This is a genomic window from Pseudomonas sp. W2Oct36 (genome assembly GCF_041060465.1).
Taxonomy (GTDB): domain Bacteria; phylum Pseudomonadota; class Gammaproteobacteria; order Pseudomonadales; family Pseudomonadaceae; genus Aquipseudomonas; species Aquipseudomonas graminis_B.
On record NZ_JAUERW010000006.1, the window covers coordinates 135,630 to 153,005 of the forward strand.

At 58.6% G+C, this 17,376-nt stretch carries 17 protein-coding genes and 1 tRNA gene; 9 read left to right on the forward strand and 9 right to left on the reverse strand.

Annotated features, from left to right (window positions below):
- Positions 1–10 precede the first annotated feature (10 nt).
- The 8 genes from QWI18_RS11295 to QWI18_RS11330 form a co-directional block, all read right to left on the reverse strand.
- On the reverse strand, positions 11–796 hold the full coding sequence (locus QWI18_RS11295) for a transporter substrate-binding domain-containing protein (protein WP_369318857.1): 786 nt from the start codon (positions 794–796) through the stop codon (positions 11–13).
- 67 nt (positions 797–863) lie between these two features.
- Positions 864–1,487 (reverse strand): DedA family protein, encoded by a 624-nt coding sequence (locus tag QWI18_RS11300; RefSeq protein ID WP_065990051.1) that lies wholly within the window; start codon positions 1,485–1,487, stop codon positions 864–866.
- A gap of 375 nt (positions 1,488–1,862) precedes the next feature.
- Complete coding sequence (locus QWI18_RS11305) at positions 1,863–2,165, reverse strand: chorismate mutase (protein WP_369318888.1); 303 nt, start codon at positions 2,163–2,165, stop codon at positions 1,863–1,865.
- Positions 2,166–2,167: 2 nt separating this feature from the next.
- Positions 2,168–3,007 carry a hypothetical protein gene (locus tag QWI18_RS11310; protein ID WP_369318858.1) on the reverse strand — a complete coding sequence of 280 codons (840 nt, stop codon included), beginning with the start codon at positions 3,005–3,007 and terminating at the stop codon, positions 2,168–2,170.
- A gap of 371 nt (positions 3,008–3,378) precedes the next feature.
- Complete coding sequence (locus QWI18_RS11315; protein WP_369318859.1) at positions 3,379–4,215, reverse strand: hypothetical protein; 837 nt, start codon at positions 4,213–4,215, stop codon at positions 3,379–3,381.
- 1 nt (position 4,216) lies between these two features.
- Positions 4,217–5,839 carry a hypothetical protein gene (locus tag QWI18_RS11320; protein ID WP_369318860.1) on the reverse strand — a complete coding sequence of 541 codons (1,623 nt, stop codon included), beginning with the start codon at positions 5,837–5,839 and terminating at the stop codon, positions 4,217–4,219.
- Between the two features lie 24 nt (positions 5,840–5,863).
- Entirely contained in the window at positions 5,864–7,312 is a 1,449-nt protein-coding gene (locus QWI18_RS11325) for an OmpA family protein (protein WP_369318861.1), read from the reverse strand.
- A gap of 339 nt (positions 7,313–7,651) precedes the next feature.
- A tRNA-Leu gene (locus QWI18_RS11330) sits at positions 7,652–7,736 on the reverse strand.
- Between the two features lie 108 nt (positions 7,737–7,844).
- On the opposite strand from QWI18_RS11330, the gene queA reads away from it, so the two are divergent.
- The 6 genes from queA to QWI18_RS11360 all read left to right on the forward strand — a co-directional run bounded on the left by queA (position 7,845) and on the right by QWI18_RS11360 (position 13,962).
- A complete protein-coding gene (gene queA, locus QWI18_RS11335) occupies positions 7,845–8,924 on the forward strand; it encodes a tRNA preQ1(34) S-adenosylmethionine ribosyltransferase-isomerase QueA (protein ID WP_369318862.1) in 1,080 nt (359 codons plus the stop codon).
- 14 nt (positions 8,925–8,938) lie between these two features.
- Positions 8,939–10,054, forward strand: coding sequence for a tRNA guanosine(34) transglycosylase Tgt (gene tgt / locus QWI18_RS11340; protein WP_167355804.1), 1,116 nt, complete (start codon positions 8,939–8,941; stop codon positions 10,052–10,054).
- 53 nt (positions 10,055–10,107) lie between these two features.
- Entirely contained in the window at positions 10,108–10,446 is a 339-nt protein-coding gene (gene yajC / locus QWI18_RS11345; protein WP_037012510.1) for a preprotein translocase subunit YajC, read from the forward strand.
- 62 nt (positions 10,447–10,508) lie between these two features.
- Positions 10,509–12,377, forward strand: coding sequence for a protein translocase subunit SecD (secD, locus tag QWI18_RS11350; RefSeq protein ID WP_369318863.1), 1,869 nt, complete (start codon positions 10,509–10,511; stop codon positions 12,375–12,377).
- 9 nt (positions 12,378–12,386) lie between these two features.
- Positions 12,387–13,298 carry a protein translocase subunit SecF gene (gene secF, locus QWI18_RS11355; RefSeq protein WP_296308330.1) on the forward strand — a complete coding sequence of 304 codons (912 nt, stop codon included), beginning with the start codon at positions 12,387–12,389 and terminating at the stop codon, positions 13,296–13,298.
- Between the two features lie 118 nt (positions 13,299–13,416).
- Entirely contained in the window at positions 13,417–13,962 is a 546-nt protein-coding gene (locus QWI18_RS11360; protein WP_065990034.1) for a glycine zipper 2TM domain-containing protein, read from the forward strand.
- 118 nt (positions 13,963–14,080) lie between these two features.
- On the opposite strand, the gene suhB is transcribed toward QWI18_RS11360, so the two are convergent.
- Positions 14,081–14,896 (reverse strand): inositol-phosphate phosphatase, encoded by an 816-nt coding sequence (gene suhB, locus QWI18_RS11365; RefSeq protein WP_065990032.1) that lies wholly within the window; start codon positions 14,894–14,896, stop codon positions 14,081–14,083.
- A 235-nt stretch (positions 14,897–15,131) separates the two neighbouring features.
- On the opposite strand from suhB, the gene trmJ reads away from it, so the two are divergent.
- The 3 genes from trmJ (at position 15,132) to iscR (ending at position 17,345) form a co-directional block, all read left to right on the forward strand.
- Positions 15,132–15,905: a tRNA (cytosine(32)/uridine(32)-2'-O)-methyltransferase TrmJ gene (gene trmJ, locus QWI18_RS11370; RefSeq protein WP_065990030.1), complete on the forward strand. Its 774-nt coding sequence runs from the start codon at positions 15,132–15,134 to the stop codon at positions 15,903–15,905.
- Complete coding sequence (gene cysE, locus QWI18_RS11375; protein WP_192132323.1) at positions 15,905–16,687, forward strand: serine O-acetyltransferase; 783 nt, start codon at positions 15,905–15,907, stop codon at positions 16,685–16,687. Before trmJ ends, cysE begins: the two co-directional genes overlap by 1 nt.
- A 166-nt stretch (positions 16,688–16,853) precedes the next feature.
- Positions 16,854–17,345 (forward strand): Fe-S cluster assembly transcriptional regulator IscR, encoded by a 492-nt coding sequence (iscR, locus tag QWI18_RS11380; RefSeq protein WP_065990026.1) that lies wholly within the window; start codon positions 16,854–16,856, stop codon positions 17,343–17,345.
- The last annotated feature ends 31 nt before the right edge of the window (positions 17,346–17,376 follow it).

Sequence of the window (17,376 nt, forward strand, 5' to 3'; positions counted from 1 at the left end):
ATGCGCATGGTCACTCGTTGGGCATCGCCAGCCATTCGCCGACCACTTTCTTGTAAGCGCCGGTGGCTTTTGAAAGATGCAGCCATTGATCGACATAGGCCTTCCAGGCCACATCATCCCGGGGCAGCAGGTAGGCCTTTTCGCCGTATTGCATGTAGTGCGACGGATTGACCGTGCACAAGCCGGGCATGCGTTTCTGTTGGTACAGCGCTTCGGACGCGTCGGTGATCATCACGTCGGCCTGCTTGTCGAGCAACTTCTGGAAAATGGTTTTGTTGTCGTGGAAGGCCAGGCTGGCCTTGGGTAAATAAGCGTGGGCGAAGGCTTCGTTGGTGCCACCCTGAGGTTCGATCAAGCGAACGCCGGGCTGATTGATCTGCTCGAGGGTCTGGTACTTGGACTCGTCTTCGCAGCGCACCAGCGGGACCTTGCCGTCGATGTCCAGCGTGCTGCTGAACGCCGCCTTTTTCTGTCGCTCCAGGGTGACCGAGATGCCACCGATGGCGATGTCGCATTTGCCGGCCGTGAAGTCGGGCATCAGGGTTTTCCAAGTGGTCGGGACCCACTCGATCTTCACGCCCAGGCTCTGCGCCAGCGACTGAGCCAGCTCGATGTCGATGCCTTCGTACTGGCCGTCAGGCTTGAGAAAGGTGTACGGCTTGTAATCCCCAGTCGTGCAAACGGCCAGTTGACCCTTCTGCATGACGGTGTCCAGGCGCGACGGCGTCTCAGCGGCCTGAGCCTGTGCGATGCTGACCATGCTCAACAGCAAACCGGCGGTGATGCGTGTGTTCATCGAGTCGATCCCTCTGCGTCTAATGCCTGTCTGCCGTTATAGAGGCGGTCGCCGCAGATGGGAAGCGTTATCCAGCGGAGGAGGGCGGGACGTCTTTCGCCTGCTTGGCTGCTTGGCGTGCAGGCCGGGTTTTCGCGCGACGATGGCGATACAGCGCTACGGCCGCGCCCACCACGACCACGCCCAGGAAGATCGGCATTTTATAAGGTTTCAGGTTGCCGAGCATGTTCTCCAGGAAGCCGCCCGCCCAGTAACCCGCAGCCAGGAACAGACTCGCCCAGACCGCCGCGCCGATCAGGTTGATGATCGCGAAGCGGATGGGCGACAAGCGACTCGCGCCGATCACCAGAGGCCCGATCAGGCGCATGCCGTAGAGAAAACGGACCGAGAAAATGGACGCCGTGGGGTAGCGCTTGATCAGGTCCGACACGCGATCGATGGTCGCCTGCTGACGGTGCAAGCGAGGCAGCAGGCGTGGCCCGAAGTAGCGCCCGGTCCAGAACAGTATCTGATCGCCGAGCATCCCGCCCAATGTGGCGTAGATGAGCACTTGCTGCCATTGCAGGACATGCTGGTGTGCCGCCAGCCCGCCGAGGATCAGGATGGTTTCCCCCTCCAGCAGGCAGCCGATGAACACGGCCCAGTACCCGTAGTTTGAAAGCAGATAGTTGAAGTCGATGTGTTCGAACATGGAAGGCCGGTGGTTTTCGGTGAATGAGTGCCTGCTGAAACGTCCAGCAGCGTGCACGCCTCGGGGGGTATTGCACGGCGTTCGACCGAAGCGGGTCGTCATCGGTTCGGTCGTTGTAAGTCGAATCCTCCGTCGCCGCGCCGTCAGGGGAAGGTCTGCGGGTATCCCAGACACTGGATCAGATGATCGTAGACAATTCTCACCCTGCTCGGCACCGGTCCTGACTGCGTTCGGTACACGGAAAGGTACATGGGCGGCGGCGCGGAATGCGGCACCCTACGCGATCGAACAGCCGGGGGATGTGGACATCAACGAGGTCGTACTGGGCTGACTTCGCAGGACTTTTGATGGGGGCAGGGATTGCGGCTGGGGTAGTTAGGGCGCAATACCGCTTTTCAATGCAGCATGAGCCGACAACTCTTCTTCGATAAACGCTGCAATCATCGCTCGGTATACCTTCTCCACCACCTCTGCTGAGGCCCCGCACTCCTCAGCGACCGCTCGCACATTCGCAATTACGTCCTCAACCCGTGAGGGCGCCCTGACCTCTGCAGTCGTCTTTTTAAACGCTGCGGCTTGGTTAACCAGATTCCCACGACGGGCGAGCAATGACACAAGGTCGCGGTCAATGTGGTCGATGTGCCGCCGGACTTCTTCAAGCGGTGTGCAGGTCACCATAGTCAATTCTCGTCTTTGATCCGGTATTTTACGAAGGCGATATATTTGGCGAAGCCGAAGTTCAGGATTTTCTTTTTAGGAGATCCCGACAGGTGGCCCACCATGATGAATCGTGCACCTGCGAGATCGTTAAGGCCACTGAGCTTAAATGCCGAAAGCATCTCATCTTCCAGATCCTTATCTCGAATCAGGATACTTGGCTCACTGAGATAGTCGCCGCAGTTGAGCCAGGCTGAACCCTCCTTTCTGTTGACGTTGTTGATCTGTCCCCAGAACAGCCGCACCGAGCCCAGCTCAATACCTGAAAGTTGATATTGGGAGAACAGCAAGCGGCGAATGCTTCCTTCAAGGACTACCCGCCCATTGTCGGCGGTTATCCTGATGTTGGTTTCATCTTCGGGATAGTCAGGATTACGCATCAGCTTCGACAGGATTTGTCTCAGCGACTTATTGACTGGATAGTCGGCCGCGTTTGCGTATTGCTTTTGGATGCTGCCCCAAGGTGATCCCACGGGGGGTGTCGCGGGTGGGGCCGGTGTCAGAATGGTTTGGGGTTTTCGCTTGTCGAGATCCACAACGATGTGCGCAGTGTCTTCACCATCGACAATGCCTGGCTCTTCGCCATCGACGACGAGCACCACCGTTTTGATTTGGCAGCCTTCTTTGTGATGCGCTGCGAAACATGCAGCTCTCTCTCGCAGCCCACCAGTTGATCCGCTGACAAACCAAGCGCCTGCCTCGCACTCGACACATCTGATATTGCCCGCGTATTTTTCTACATCCTGCTGGAACTCGGCCAGCGAGCATGGGCTCAGGTCCACGCGGTAAATGACTGATTGCATCTCTTATCCTTAAGCGCAGCCGAGGGTTGAAAACTGGCTCAGTGCCGTCCTTGTTCGATCATACTCACTGTGCGGGGTGATGCTAGTAGAGAGGGTTCTGAGTCGTTTGTCGGATGTTGCCTACAGAGAAAACGGCTAAGTGCGGAAGCGGTTACGGGTAGCACTGAAAAGAGGTGGTATGAACTCCACCAGATATGCGGCATGGCACATGGCGCCTTCCCGGCTAAAGCCAGTCCTACGAAGGCGCGCGTTGTGTCAGTGGGACCGGCTTCAGTCGGGAAGCGACCGGTGGTGACGCCGCCAGATTTGCGGCGTCGTATCTGGCGGTTTTCCGGCCAAATCCCGTCTTGGTAGACGCGAAAGCCTGCGCCCTACTGCAAATCAACTGTCAGCGACGGCGCCCCGAAGCTCACCAGTCGAGCATTGGACTGGCTCAAATATCCGCTCCAGAAGGTCTCCAGCTTCTGCACCGTATTGCCCGATCGATAGCCATTCTTGGCGGTCCCAGGTACCAGACCTGCGCCCAGTACATAGACTTTGGCGCCGCCCAGGTCTGCAAACAGTTTCTTCTGCTCGACTTTTTTCAACTCTGCAGCCGGGTCAATGGCGCGGATTTGGTTGCTGGCGTAAAAGCTGCCGAAGTCGCTGTTTTCCAGCATGTCGGAGACCAGCAACACCACCTTCTCCTGTGCAGGCCGCGGTGCGATGTCTTCGCCTATCTGCTTGAGGCTGAAAAAGATCTCGCTCTTTGCGATGTCCTCGCCCGGCTTCGCGAAACTTTCTACCAGTTTTTGGCCCAATGTTTTGCGAAAGAAATCGACCTGTTTGGCCAGGCAGTTGTCCAGCTGACGCAGACTGTTCATGCCGATATCGTCGCGTTTCTTCTCATCCAGCTTGTCTTCAAGTTGTCCGGTATACATCAGCTTCATGTAATTGCCGGGCAAGTAGGCCGAAAACTGGTACAGCCGGACGCTGTCGCCTGGTTTGACGTACCGAAGCGCGTGACTGTAAGTCGACTCCTTCAGGTCCTTTGGCAACTGAACCGTCTGGTCGACGATGATAATCAGCTCGCGCCCGGAGGAGGCGGGTCGGTATTCGGACAGCTTTGCGAAGTCATAGCAACTGGGCAGGTCATTACGCTCAGCCGCGTGCAGTAACGGCGTGCCCAGTAACAGGAGAGTGCTTGCCAGCAAGGCGCGCCGTTTCATATCACTGCTCCTGACGTGTTTGAGTGGCTTTTGCAGCCATGCGTTGCAGCTTCTGGACTTTCTTCAACTGTTCGACAGTGACTTCGTACTTGCCGGCAAGAAATGCCAGTTCGTCATCGTCGAAGTCATTCAGGTCGTCGAAATTGTCCGGGTCGAGTGCGACTGTAGGCTTGAGCGCAATCGGGGTCGCTTCTGGAGCGGCAGCAGGCGTAGCAATTGCCAACTCGGCCGCCGCCGGTTGAGTGACAGCCGATTTTGCCCTCGCACGCTCGTGAGCCTGGTCTGCACTCCGTTGCTCCCGGCTGAGACGGTCTTGCTCCAGGCGGCTGTCATCGCTCTTGCGGAAACCTTCGTGGCGCTTGGTGACATATGTATCGAAGTTACGGTGACCAAATCCTTTGAGCAAATGCTCTCGCTCATGGCCTGAGGTGGTAATGCGGTTGGCCAGTCGACTTTGTAAGGCTGTCAGTTTGGCCTGCGCATCACGGGCGACATGTTCGCGAAGATTCTGATAGTGAGCAGCAAACTCTTCGGCGTTATTGAACCCACGCGTGTATTGCCACGCTTGCCCCGATTGTTTCCCCGCGAAGGAGAATCGATTGGACAGCACGATGCCCACGCCCTGAATGCCCAGGAATATGACCGAAAGAATAATGTAAGTCGTCAGCGACGCAGCGCGGATGGCCTCCATTTTGTCGTGCGCCGAGGTCTGATCGGCAGTCTGGTTTTCCTGCGCGCTTTCAGCCGGCAACTCGAATGGCGAATCCGGCAGTTTGGTGTTACCCGACTGAGTCTGGCTGAAGGCATCCGGGTTGCTGACCAAATCAACTTCCATCGATTTGAGGCTGTAGTTACGGATGACAAAGGCACCAATCGCAATCGCCAGCACATAAATCAGGCAGACCGTGGTCCACGTGTATTTAGGCGTGACCCGTGCGTTGTGGTCAGTGCGGTTAAGCACTTTAAGGTAATTGGGTTCGTCGTCGTCGCGGTAGGTATTGTCGATATCGACTTTGGTGTCCGCCTCCAGATCTCTCGGCGTGCGCGACTGTTCATACCAAGTGCGAATCTTGGTAATCAGGCTGCTGTGGTGCATCTCACGGCCTGCCATCTCGGTAAAGAATACCGCGGCGACAGAGAGCAGAAAGGCAGTGAACCACGCCAGCATGCCAGCGACATTGGCGGATATGTTCTGCACCATGAACGGCGCAAGGACGTAGGCAAAACCAACGGCTTCGAAGAAGATCAGGCCGATGATCAGCATCCACATGAAGAAGCCTTTCTCCCGTCGACCGGTCTCGTGAACCTTGTTCAGGTAATCACGGCACTTGTCATAATAGTCCGGGCTTTTGTTGAAACCTCGGTAGTACGAGTAATAGTCGGCACACAGGCGTGATTCGCTGTCCATCCAACCATCTGCTTCAGTGATAGGCGGCTTTCTGCTCAAGCTGCTGATTCGACCCACGAGCGGCAGGGCGTACGCCAAGTTCATATAGAAGTAGCTGACTTTCGACCACCAGATCCTGATGGCGACCAGAAGCACCAACGTGCTCAGGATCAAACCCACTGCCACGCGGTGCATTACAAGAAAAGCGGTCAGGGCGTCCATTGAAAACTGTTCCATGTTGTTCCTCGAGCGTTACGGACTTCAGGTGCGAATAGGGACGAATTTAGCGACGTAGCTCTCGCCGGTTTTGTCATAGAACAACTTGCCGTCCACTGCCTTGCCGCCGTTCTTGTCCAGAACAATGTCCATGCAGTTCACCGGCGCCTGAGCGTCGTCGATGAACACGCGATAGAGCACGGTGTCCTGGCCTTCGAAAGTGTTGGCAACAGCAGCGAGGGTGGTCGCTTTGCCTTTCTTGTTCTGTTCGTAGCCTTTAACCAGTTGGATACGGGGCTGCTTGGCAATCTCTGCGTTGTTGCGCAGCACGGCGATTGGCGTGATGGTCACCAGATTGCCGTTGACGTTGTTGGCCCAGACTCTGCCGTTGTAACCCGGCAGGTAATCGGTGGTCTCGTGCTCGGCCAGTTCTTGTCCGCTCGCAAGATTTTTCACCGCGCCGGCAACCCGTGGGCGATCGGCTTCACAGCTCGCGACCGGCACGCTTGCGTTGGCTTTGCTGATCAGCGTGAAGCCCGTGGACTCCATGGGTTTGACCAGGCGGGCCAGTTGATTGACATCCGAGCTGGCGGGGCTTCCGCCGAAATCGATGAAGTTTGGGGCCAGCGCGGCAACCGGCTGCTCGGTAGATTTTTTCGGCGCCTCAGCTTGAGGTGCAGACGCAGCGACTTTGGCTTTCGGCGTGGGCTGGTTGCGCGTCCCATGGGCCAGGTAGCGCGGGTTGCTGCGCTCCTGTTTAACGCGTTGTTCCAGCAGCGCCGTGGACTCCAGTTGGACGATTTCGACACGGCGATTCTGGGCGCGCCCTTCGGTGGTGGTGTTATCGGCCAGGGGACGGGCTGCGCCTACACCCTGGAAGTACAGACTCTGAGCGGAAATACCGGCCTCCGCCAGGACTTTGCCGACACTGCGCGCACGACGCTCGGACAGTTGCTGATTGAAGTCTGCGGAGCCGGTCGCGTCGGTATGTCCCACCACCAAAACCGCTTGCCGCTGAGCGTTGGACTGGCCTTGCGCCGGCTTGAACGCGTTGGCGAGCTTGCGCACCTGACGCAGGCCATCGGCTGTCAGTTGGTCGCTGCCCGTGGGAAACATGCCCTGATCTTCGACCTGGGCAACAATGCCCGCGTCCGCCATCACGGCAGGTTTGCCATTCTGCGCGGGGGCCTGTGCCTGCAGCGTGTCGATCTGCATTTTCAGGTGTTCTTCCTGCGCGATGCGCTGCAGTTCCTGCTGACGGTTCTGCCAGACATGGCCCACTGCGCAACCCGCTGCACCGCCGACCACACCGCCTGCGACAGCTTTGCCAGCATTACCCGTGGCGGCGTAGATCAAACCCGCGCCGAGCAATGCCCCACCTGCGCACCCTATCGCCGTGCCGTAATCACGGCCGGCCTGATCGAACGTGGCGCAACTGCTCAGCGTAACTGCCAGTGCCAGCACCGTCAGCTTGCCGGGATGAAAAGACTTCAATGCGTACGCTCCTTGTGAGACTGCGAAAGGCGCACGGACGTGAGGACCGGGCGCAATCGCCTGTCTTCGTCCGTGATGAAAAGCCTTCAATGGATCCGATTTTTCAGGCGGTGGATTTCACCACAGCGGGGCAGGGGATTCAATGTCAAAGGGCCATTCCCGTTCGGTTTTGGGAATTTTTGCTGAGGGGATCAGCTTAGGCTGGCGATGTGCTGAGAACGGGGGTGATTGATGCTGATGCTTAACCGTTTAGTAAATGCCGCCCACAAAAAAACCGGCTCAAATCCGGCCGGTTTTTCTGTGCTCCAAGTCACGTAACCACTTGAAGGTGCTGCTGTTTGGTGCCCCGAGGGAGAATCGAACTCCCACTTCTTTCGAAAACGGATTTTGAATCCGCCGCGTCTACCAATTCCGCCATCAGGGCTCAATGGCGGCGAAGTATAGAGACGAGCCTACCGTTGGTCAATCATGTTTCATGGTCAATTTTCACTTATTCCGCTAAACTTCCCGGCCCTGCTAGACGAACCCCATCATGCGTGTCGCTGACTTTACCTTCGAGCTCCCGGATTCATTGATCGCTCGCCATCCTTTGGCGGAGCGACGCAGCAGCCGTTTGCTGACCCTCGACGGGCCAAGCGGCGCGCTGGCACACCGCCAATTCACTGATTTGCTGGAGCATTTGCGCCCTGGCGATCTGATGGTCTTCAACAATACCCGGGTGATTCCGGCGCGGCTGTTCGGGCAAAAAGCCTCGGGCGGCAAGCTGGAAATCCTCATTGAGCGCGTTCTCGATCAGCACCGTGTGCTGGCCCATGTGCGCTCCAGCAAGTCGCCCAAGCCGGGTTCGACGATTCTCATCGATGGCGGTGGCGAGGCCGAAATGGTCGCGCGCCACGATGCGTTGTTCGAACTGCGTTTTGCCGAGCCGGTGCTGCCGCTGCTCGAGCGCGTCGGGCACATGCCGTTGCCTCCTTATATAGACCGCCCGGACGACGATGCTGATCGCGAGCGTTATCAGACCGTGTACGCCCAGCGCGCCGGTGCGGTCGCGGCGCCGACGGCAGGTCTGCATTTCGATCAGACCATGATGGCCGCAATTGCCGAGAAGGGCGTCGAGACAGCATTCGTGACGCTGCATGTCGGCGCCGGGACATTCCAGCCGGTGCGCGTTGAGCGCATTGAAGATCACCACATGCACAACGAGTGGCTTGAAGTCACTCAGGACGTGGTCGACGCCGTGGCAGCCTGCCGCGCACGCGGTGGTCGGGTGATCGCCGTGGGCACGACCAGCGTGCGTTCGCTGGAAAGTGCCGCGCGCGATGGCGTGCTCAAGCCCTTCAGCGGCGACACCGACATCTTTATCTACCCGGGCCGACCTTTTCATGTGGTCGATGCGCTGGTTACCAACTTCCATTTGCCGGAATCGACGCTGTTGATGCTGGTCTCGGCATTCGCCGGTTATCCCGAAACCATGGCGGCCTACGCGGCTGCGGTGGAGCACGGTTACCGCTTCTTCAGTTACGGGGATGCCATGTTCATCACCCGCAATCCCGCGCCGACCGCTCCCGGGGAATCAACCCCGACGGACCCGGCCCCAGAGGATCACGCATGAGTCGCACCTGTCGTATGTCTTTTGAGCTGCTGGCCACCGATGGCAAAGCGCGTCGCGGTCGCCTGACCTTTCCTCGCGGCGTTGTCGAAACGCCTGCGTTCATGCCGGTCGGCACCTACGGCACGGTCAAGGGGATGCTGCCTCGAGACATCGAGGCCACCGGCGCTCAGATGATCCTCGGCAACACCTTCCACCTGTGGCTGCGTCCGGGTACTGAAGTCATCAAGGGCCACGGCGACCTTCACGATTTCATGCAGTGGAAAGGACCGATTCTGACCGACTCCGGCGGTTTTCAGGTGTTCAGCCTGGGCGCGATGCGTAAGATCAAGGAGGAGGGCGTGACCTTCGCCTCTCCAGTTGACGGCGCAAAAGTGTTCATGGGGCCTGAAGAATCGATGCAGGTTCAGCGCGACCTCGGTTCCGACGTCGTGATGATCTTTGACGAATGCACGCCGTATCCTGCGGACGAAGAAGTTGCGCGCACCTCCATGGAGCTGTCGCTGCGCTGGGCCAAGCGCTCCAAGATCGCCCACGGCGAAAACACCGCGGCGCTGTTCGGCATCGTTCAGGGCGGCATGCACGAGAACCTGCGCATGCGCTCGCTCGAAGGCTTGAGTGAGCTCGACTTTGACGGCCTGGCGATTGGCGGCCTGTCGGTCGGCGAGCCCAAGGACGAGATGATCAAGGTCTTGGACTACCTGCCGGGCCGCATGCCGGCTGACAAACCTCGTTACCTTATGGGTGTAGGCAAGCCCGAGGACCTGGTTGAAGGTGTCCGCCGCGGCGTCGACATGTTCGACTGCGTGATGCCTACGCGCAATGCGCGCAACGGTCATCTGTTCATCGACACCGGTGTTCTGAAAATCCGCAATGCGTTTCATCGTTACGATGAGTCGCCGCTGGATCCGACCTGCGATTGCTACACCTGCAAAAACTTCTCCCGCGCCTATCTGCACCACCTGGACAAGTGCGGCGAAATGCTGGGTAGCATGCTCAATACGATCCATAATTTGCGCCATTACCAGCTGCTTATGGCTGGTTTGCGCGAGGCTATTCAACAAGGTACATTGGCCGCCTTTGTCGACACGTTCTATGCCAAACGCGGGCTTGTGACGCCGTTACTGGACTGAGCGACATCCGGTCTTTCGCTTCCTATTATTAAAATATGCAACTGGAGTGTTAAATGAGCTTTTTCATCTCTTCCGCTTTCGCGGATGCGGCTGCCCCTGCCGCTGCAGGCCCTATGGGCGGCGGTTTCGAGTGGATTTTCCTGGTCGGCTTTCTGGTCATCTTCTATCTGATGATCTGGCGTCCACAGGCCAAGCGCGCCAAAGAGCAAAAGAACTTGCTGGGCAACTTGCAGAAGGGTGATGAAGTCGTCACTACCGGCGGTATCGCAGGCAAGATCAACAAAGTGACTGATGACTTCGTTGTTATCGAAGTGTCCGACACCGTAGAGCTGAAAATCCAGAAGGGCGCAATCGCTGCCACCCTGCCCAAGGGCACTCTGAAAGCCATCTGATTCCAGTCTTTTACCAATCGACGGGGCGCGCAAGGCGCCCCGCGTTATAAGCAGGCGGCGTGATGTTGAACAAATACCCTCTGTGGAAATACATCCTGATCCTGGCAGTGCTGGTGATCGGTTTTATTTATTCCGCACCCAATCTCTACCCTGATGACCCGGCTATCCAAGTCACGGGCGCAAGCACTGCGCTGCAGGTCAATCAGGCTGATCTGGATCGCGTAAGCAAGGCGCTTACCGATGCTGGCATCGCGGTCAAGGGCGCTTCTCTGGCCGAGAATGGCAAGGGCGGTTTGTTGCGTCTGACCAAACAGGAAGACCAGCTGCCAGCCAAAGATGTCGCACGCAAGGCGCTGGGCGACGATTACGTTGTCGCGCTCAACCTGGCTCAGACCACGCCAAAATGGCTGCGCAGCATTGGCGCTACGCCGATGAAGCTGGGTCTCGACCTGTCCGGTGGCGTGCACTTCCTGCTTGAAGTCGACATGGACAAAGCGCTTAGTGCGCGTCTGAATGTCTACGAAGGCGAAGTGAAGAGCCTGCTGCGCAAGGAAAAAGTGCGTTATCGCAGCCTGCCGCAGGACAACGGCGCCATCCAGCTGGGCTTCAGCGATGCTGATACCCGCGAACAGGCCCGTGCGCTGATCCGCAAGGACTACACCGATTTCGATATCACCACGAGCGATCGCGGCGAGATGCCGATCCTGCGTCTGGCCATGACGCCAGCCAAGATCGCTGAAATCCGCGAATACTCGATCAAGCAAAACCTGACCACCGTGCGTAACCGGGTCAACGAGCTGGGCGTCGCCGAGCCGCTGGTTCAGCGTCAGGGCGCCAACCGCATCGTGGTCGAGCTGCCAGGTGTTCAGGACACCGCCGAAGCCAAGCGTATCCTCGGCAAGACGGCCAACCTTGAGTTCCGTCTGGGCGCAGGCCCCGACGACAGCAAAGCCACCACCGAGATGTTCGAATTCCGCGAAGGCGGTCGTCCTGCGGCGCCGGTCGAGCGTGGTCTGATCATCACCGGTGACCAGGTAACCGACGCCAAGGCTGGCTTTGACGAGCACGGCCGTCCTCAGGTGAACATCAAGCTGGACGGCCATGGTGGCGATCTGATGAGCCGCGCAACCCGCGCGAACGTCGGTCGCAGCATGGCGGTGATCTTCATCGAGCAGAAGCCGACCACCACCTACACCAAGCAAATGGTCAACGGCGTCGAAAAAGACGTGCCGGTCCAGACGTTCAAGGAAGAGAAGAAGATCATCAGCCTGGCGACCATTCAGTCGCCGCTGGGTGCTCAATTCCGCATCACCGGCCTGAACGGCGCAGGTGAGTCGTCCGAGCTGGCGCTGCTGCTGCGTGCCGGTGGTCTGGCTGCACCCATGTACTTCGCTGAAGAGCGCACCATCGGCCCGAGCCTGGGTGCCGACAACATCACCAAGGGTATCGATGCATCCCTCTGGGGCATGCTGTTCGTCTCGCTGTTCATCCTCGCCATCTACCGTTTCTTCGGTCTGATCGCGACCGTGGCCCTGGCCTTCAACATGGTCATGCTGCTGGCGCTGATGTCGCTGCTGGGTGCAACGCTGACCCTGCCAGGCATCGCCGGTATCGTCTTGACGATGGGTATGGCGGTCGATGCCAACGTGCTGATCTTCTCGCGGATTCGTGAAGAGATCGGCAATGGCATGACGGTTCAGCGTGCAATCAACGAGGGCTTCGACCGCGCGTATACCGCGATCCTCGACGCCAACCTGACGACGCTGCTGGTCGGCGGCATTCTCTTCGCGATGGGCACCGGCCCGGTGAAGGGTTTTGCGGTCACCATGTCCCTCGGGATCTTTACCTCGATGTTCACAGCCATCATGGTGACCCGCGCAATGGTCAACCTGATCTTTGGCGGTCGTGACTTCAAGAAGTTGTGGATTTAAGGGGCTGCCATGAAACGTACGATCAACTTCATGGGCGTTCGCAACATTGCGTTCGCCATTACCATGCTTCTTACCGTTCTGGCGTTGTTCAGCTGGTTCTATAAAGGGCTGAACTTCGGTCTGGATTTCACCGGCGGTACGCTGATCGAGCTGACCTACGAGCGCCCTGCCGATCTGCACAAAGTGCGCGAAGAGCTGGTTACGTCGGGTTATACCGAAGCGGTCGTGCAAAGCTTCGGTGCGACCACCGATCTGCTCGTTCGTATGCCGGGTGAAGACCCGCAGCTGGGCACTCAGGTTGCTGAAGCGCTGCGCAAGACAGGCGCCGATAACCCGGTGACCGTCAAACGCGTCGAGTTCGTCGGTCCGCAGGTGGGTGAAGAGCTACGCGACCAGGGTGGCCTCGGCATGCTGCTGGCACTGGGCGGCGTTCTCGTCTACCTGGCTTTCCGTTTCCAGTGGAAGTTCGCGGTGGGGGCGATCATCTCGCTGATCCACGACGTGGTGGTGACGATGGGCATTCTGTCGTTCTTCCAGGTGACCTTCGACCTGACCGTTCTGGCCGCTGTATTGGCGATCATTGGTTACTCGCTCAACGACACCATCGTGGTATTCGACCGGGTTCGCGAGAACTTCCGTCTGCTGCGCAAGGCTTCGCTGATCGAGAATATCAACATCTCCACCACGCAGACCTTGCTGCGGACCATGGCCACCTCGATCTCCACATTGCTGGCGATCGTCGCGCTGTGGATCTTTGGCGGCGATAGCCTGCACGGGTTCTCGGTGGCACTGTTCATCGGTGTTCTGGCAGGTACGTACTCGTCGATCTACATCGCCAACGTGGTGCTGATCTGGCTGAACCTGCGCAGCGAAGACTTGCTGCCACCGGTCACGGTCGACAAGGTGGATGACCGTCCGTAACCAGTAATGGTAACCGGCCATCACCTGAAAAGGCGCGAGGGTGAACTCGCGCCTTTTTTTGTGCTCCAAGGCTGGGAGTAGCGCGAGCAATCGCGCTGAATATCGTCAGGAGGTTCACGTGAACAAGTCGTTGCTTATTGGTGCAGTATTGGGTGCCGTCGGTGTTACCGCCGGTGGTGCTTTGGCCACCTATAGCCTCGTAAAACAAAGCGGCCCAGAGTACGCAGACGTACTTGCCGTCGAGCCTGTTAAAGAACAAATCAAAACCCCGCGTCAAGTCTGCAAAGACGTTGCAGTCACTCACCGAGCGCCGGTGAAGGACGAGCATCAGATCGTGGGGAGTGTCATCGGTGCCGTAGCGGGTGGCCTGCTCGGCAACCAGGTGGGTGGCGGTAATGGCAAGAAGATTGCCACGGTCGCCGGTGCGGTCGGCGGGGGTTACGCCGGTAACAAGGTTCAGGAAGGCATGCAGAACCGCGACACTTACACCACCACCGAGTCGCGCTGCAATACCGTCAATGACATCAGCGATAAAGTCGTCGGCTACAACGTGAAGTACAAGCTCAACGACAAAGTCGGGCAGGTGCGTATGGATCGCGATCCGGGCAGTCAGATCCCTGTCAACAAGGAAGGTCAGCTGGAGTTGAGCCAAGCGGGCCAGTGATAGCACTAACCGTTCCTCAAAAAAGCACCTTCGGGTGCTTTTTTGTTGCCGGTGTCATGAGACTCAAGGGTACAAAAAAACCGGCACATGGCCGGTTCTCTTGTACAGCGTGCTGGGCTTAACGCTTCAGCGAAGTCGGCACAAATGGAGCGATCGACGTCAGCACTGCTTTGAAGCATTTGGTGTTGCCAGCAACGATGTGACCTTTTTCAAGGAAGTCGTGACCGCCGTTGAAATCGCTGACCAGTCCGCCTGCTTCCTGAATGAGCAGGGCGCCTGCGGCCATGTCCCATTCCGACAGGCCCGATTCCCAGAACGCGTCGAAACGGCCCGCAGCCACGTAAGCCAGGTCCAGGCTTGCGGCGCCGGCGCGACGGATACCGGCCGTCTGGCCCACCAGCGAACGGAACATGTTCATGTAGTTATCGAGGTTATCGAGCTGGTTTTCGCGGAACGGAAAACCGGTGCCGAGCAGTGCGCCTTCAAGGCTCTTGCGCGGGCTAACGCGCAGACGGCGGCCGTTCAGGGCAGCGCCACGACCACGGCTGGCGGTGAATTCTTCCTGACGGACCGGGTCCAGAACAACGGCGTGTTCCAGGCGACCGCGGTATTTGCACGCGATGCTGACGGCGAAGTGGGGAACGCCGCGCACGAAGTTGGTGGTGCCGTCGAGTGGATCGATGATCCAGAGGTAGTCGGTACCTTCGCCGCTGCCTTCATGCAGGCCGCTTTCTTCGCCAAGGATGCCGTGGGTTGGATACGCCTTGCGCAGTGCGGTAATGATGCTCTGCTCGGCGGCGCGATCGATTTCGGTCACGTAATCTTTCGCGTCTTTTTCGTCGACCTTGATGGTATCCAGGCGCTCGATGGAGCGGAAAATCAATTCGCTGGCGCTGCGGGCGGCGCGCAGCGCGATATTCAGCATGGGCTGCATGGATGGATCACCTAGGTCGTTAAAGAGAGCCGGCCATTCTATTGGTTCTCTTGGATGATTTCCAGCGCGAGTGCAGACTTTGCCGCGCGGCCGGTCGGCTTGGCGCGACGAGGTCGGGGGTGCCCTGTCTCCTTTTAGTGGCGTATCCGGCGCGTGAGGCGCAAGGTTCGTGGCGTTGCAGCAAGTGCTTCTGTAACATTCGTCCCCCTTTTCACCTGCTAGCGAGACTTCACCAGTGCTGCAAAAAATTCGTGTCGTCCTGGTCGGTACCAGCCATCCCGGAAATATCGGTGGCGCCGCACGTGCCATGAAAAACATGGGCCTTTCACGTCTGGTGCTGGTTGATCCCGCCATGTTTCCCCACCATGAGGCCGATGCACGGGCGTCTGGCGCGGGCGATATTCTGGAAGGTGCGCAGGTCGTGGCGACGCTGGAAGATGCGCTGGTAGGCTGCAATCTGGTGTTGGGCACTAGCGCCCGGGACCGCCGCATTCCCTGGCCGCTGCTCGACCCTCGTGAAGCGGGCGTCAAAACCGTTGAGCACGCCGCGCTGGGCGAGGAGATCGCACTGGTGTTCGGTCGTGAATACGCCGGCCTCACCAATGAAGAGTTGCAGCGCTGCCATTACCACGTACACATCCCATCAGACCCGGAATTCAGCTCGTTGAATCTGGCCGCCGCTGTGCAGGTGTTGAGTTACGAAACCCGCATGGCCTGGCTCGCGGCCGACGGTCAAGCGAGTAAGGTGGAGAAGTTCGAAGTCAATTCGGTGCGAAGTACCGAGCTGGCGACCATGGATGAGATGGAAAAATTCTATGAGCATCTCCAGTCCACGCTGGTTGCCATTGGCTTCCTTGATCCCGAGAAGCCTCGTCACCTGATGGCGCGGTTACGTCGTCTGTACGGCCGCTCTGCGGTCAATCGATCCGAGATGAGCATCTTGCGCGGCATCCTCACCGAGACCCAGAAAGCGGCCACCGGTGAACCCTATAAGCGGAAGGATCAGTAATGTTCGAGCGTTTGCGGGAAGACATTCAAAGCGTGTTTCATCGTGACCCGGCGGCTCGAAATGCCTTTGAAGTGCTGACCTGCTACCCCGGCATGCACGCGATCTGGCTGCATCGGCTGTCTGGCTGGTTGTGGCGCAACGAACTGAAATGGCCGGCGCGCATGGTCTCCAACTTCGGTCGCTGGCTCACCGGGATAGAGATTCACCCGGGTGCGAAAGTCGGTCGGCGCTTTTTCATCGATCACGGCATGGGCATTGTGATCGGCGAGACCGCCGAGATTGGCGATGACGTGACGCTCTATCAGGGCGTGACCCTGGGCGGCACCAGCTGGAACAAGGGCAAGCGCCATCCTACTTTGGAGTCCGGCGTGGTTGTCGGCGCGGGCGCCAAGGTGCTCGGACCGTTCACCGTGGGCGCCGGGGCAAAGGTCGGCTCCAACGCGGTGGTGACCAAGCCTGTGCCGGCGGGTGCAACGGTGGTGGGCATTCCGGGGCGGATCATCGTCAAGTCTGACGACGAGGCCGAAGCGAAGCGCAAGGCGATCGCCGAAAAGCTCGGCTTCGATGCGTATGGCGTTGGTGAGGACATGCCTGATCCGGTGGCACGCGCGATCGGCCAGTTGCTCGATCACCTGCAAGCGATGGACGTGCGCGTGGAGGACATGGGCAAGGCATTGAAAAGCCTGGGCGGCGAGTATCGCGAAAAAGAGCTGCCCGAGCTGCGTCAGGAAGTCTTCGACTGCATGAAAGAGCGTTGCGAGGTTAATGCGCCCCGGGAATAAGTCAGCGCGCGCCCTCAGGTCGAGCATGTGCCAATCCCGGCGTGTTTTGCTATGATGCCGCCGCGCTTTTGCGGGTAATCCCGACTGTTCCGCTAGGTCTTATAGTTGACTTAAATACTCGGGAATAGCATACTCGCCCTCATTCCGAACCTCCGCGGTACACGTCATGCGACTGACTACAAAAGGCCGATACGCTGTCACTGCCATGCTCGACCTGGCATTGCATGCGCAGCATGGGCCAGTGTCCCTGGCCGATATCTCCGAGCGGCAAGGGATTTCCCTTTCCTACCTCGAGCAACTGTTCGCCAAGCTGCGCCGCGGCAATCTGGTCTCCAGCGTGCGTGGGCCCGGCGGCGGTTATCAGCTGGCCCGTCAAATGCAGGGCATTCAGGTGGCGCAGGTGATCGACGCGGTCAACGAATCGGTTGACGCGACGCGCTGCCAGGGGCTCGGTGATTGCCATGCCGGTGACACCTGTCTGACCCACCACTTGTGGTGTGACCTCAGTCAGCAAATTCACGAGTTTCTAAGCGGTATCAGCTTGGCCGACCTCGTCACTCGCCGTGAAGTGCAAGAAGTCGCCCAACGTCAGGATCTGCGCCGTTGCGGTAGCAAGACGCAGCCACTGGACAAGATTGAAACATCCGCCGTTGAGTGAACGCAGATGAACGCGCGGCGCGCCTGCCCGA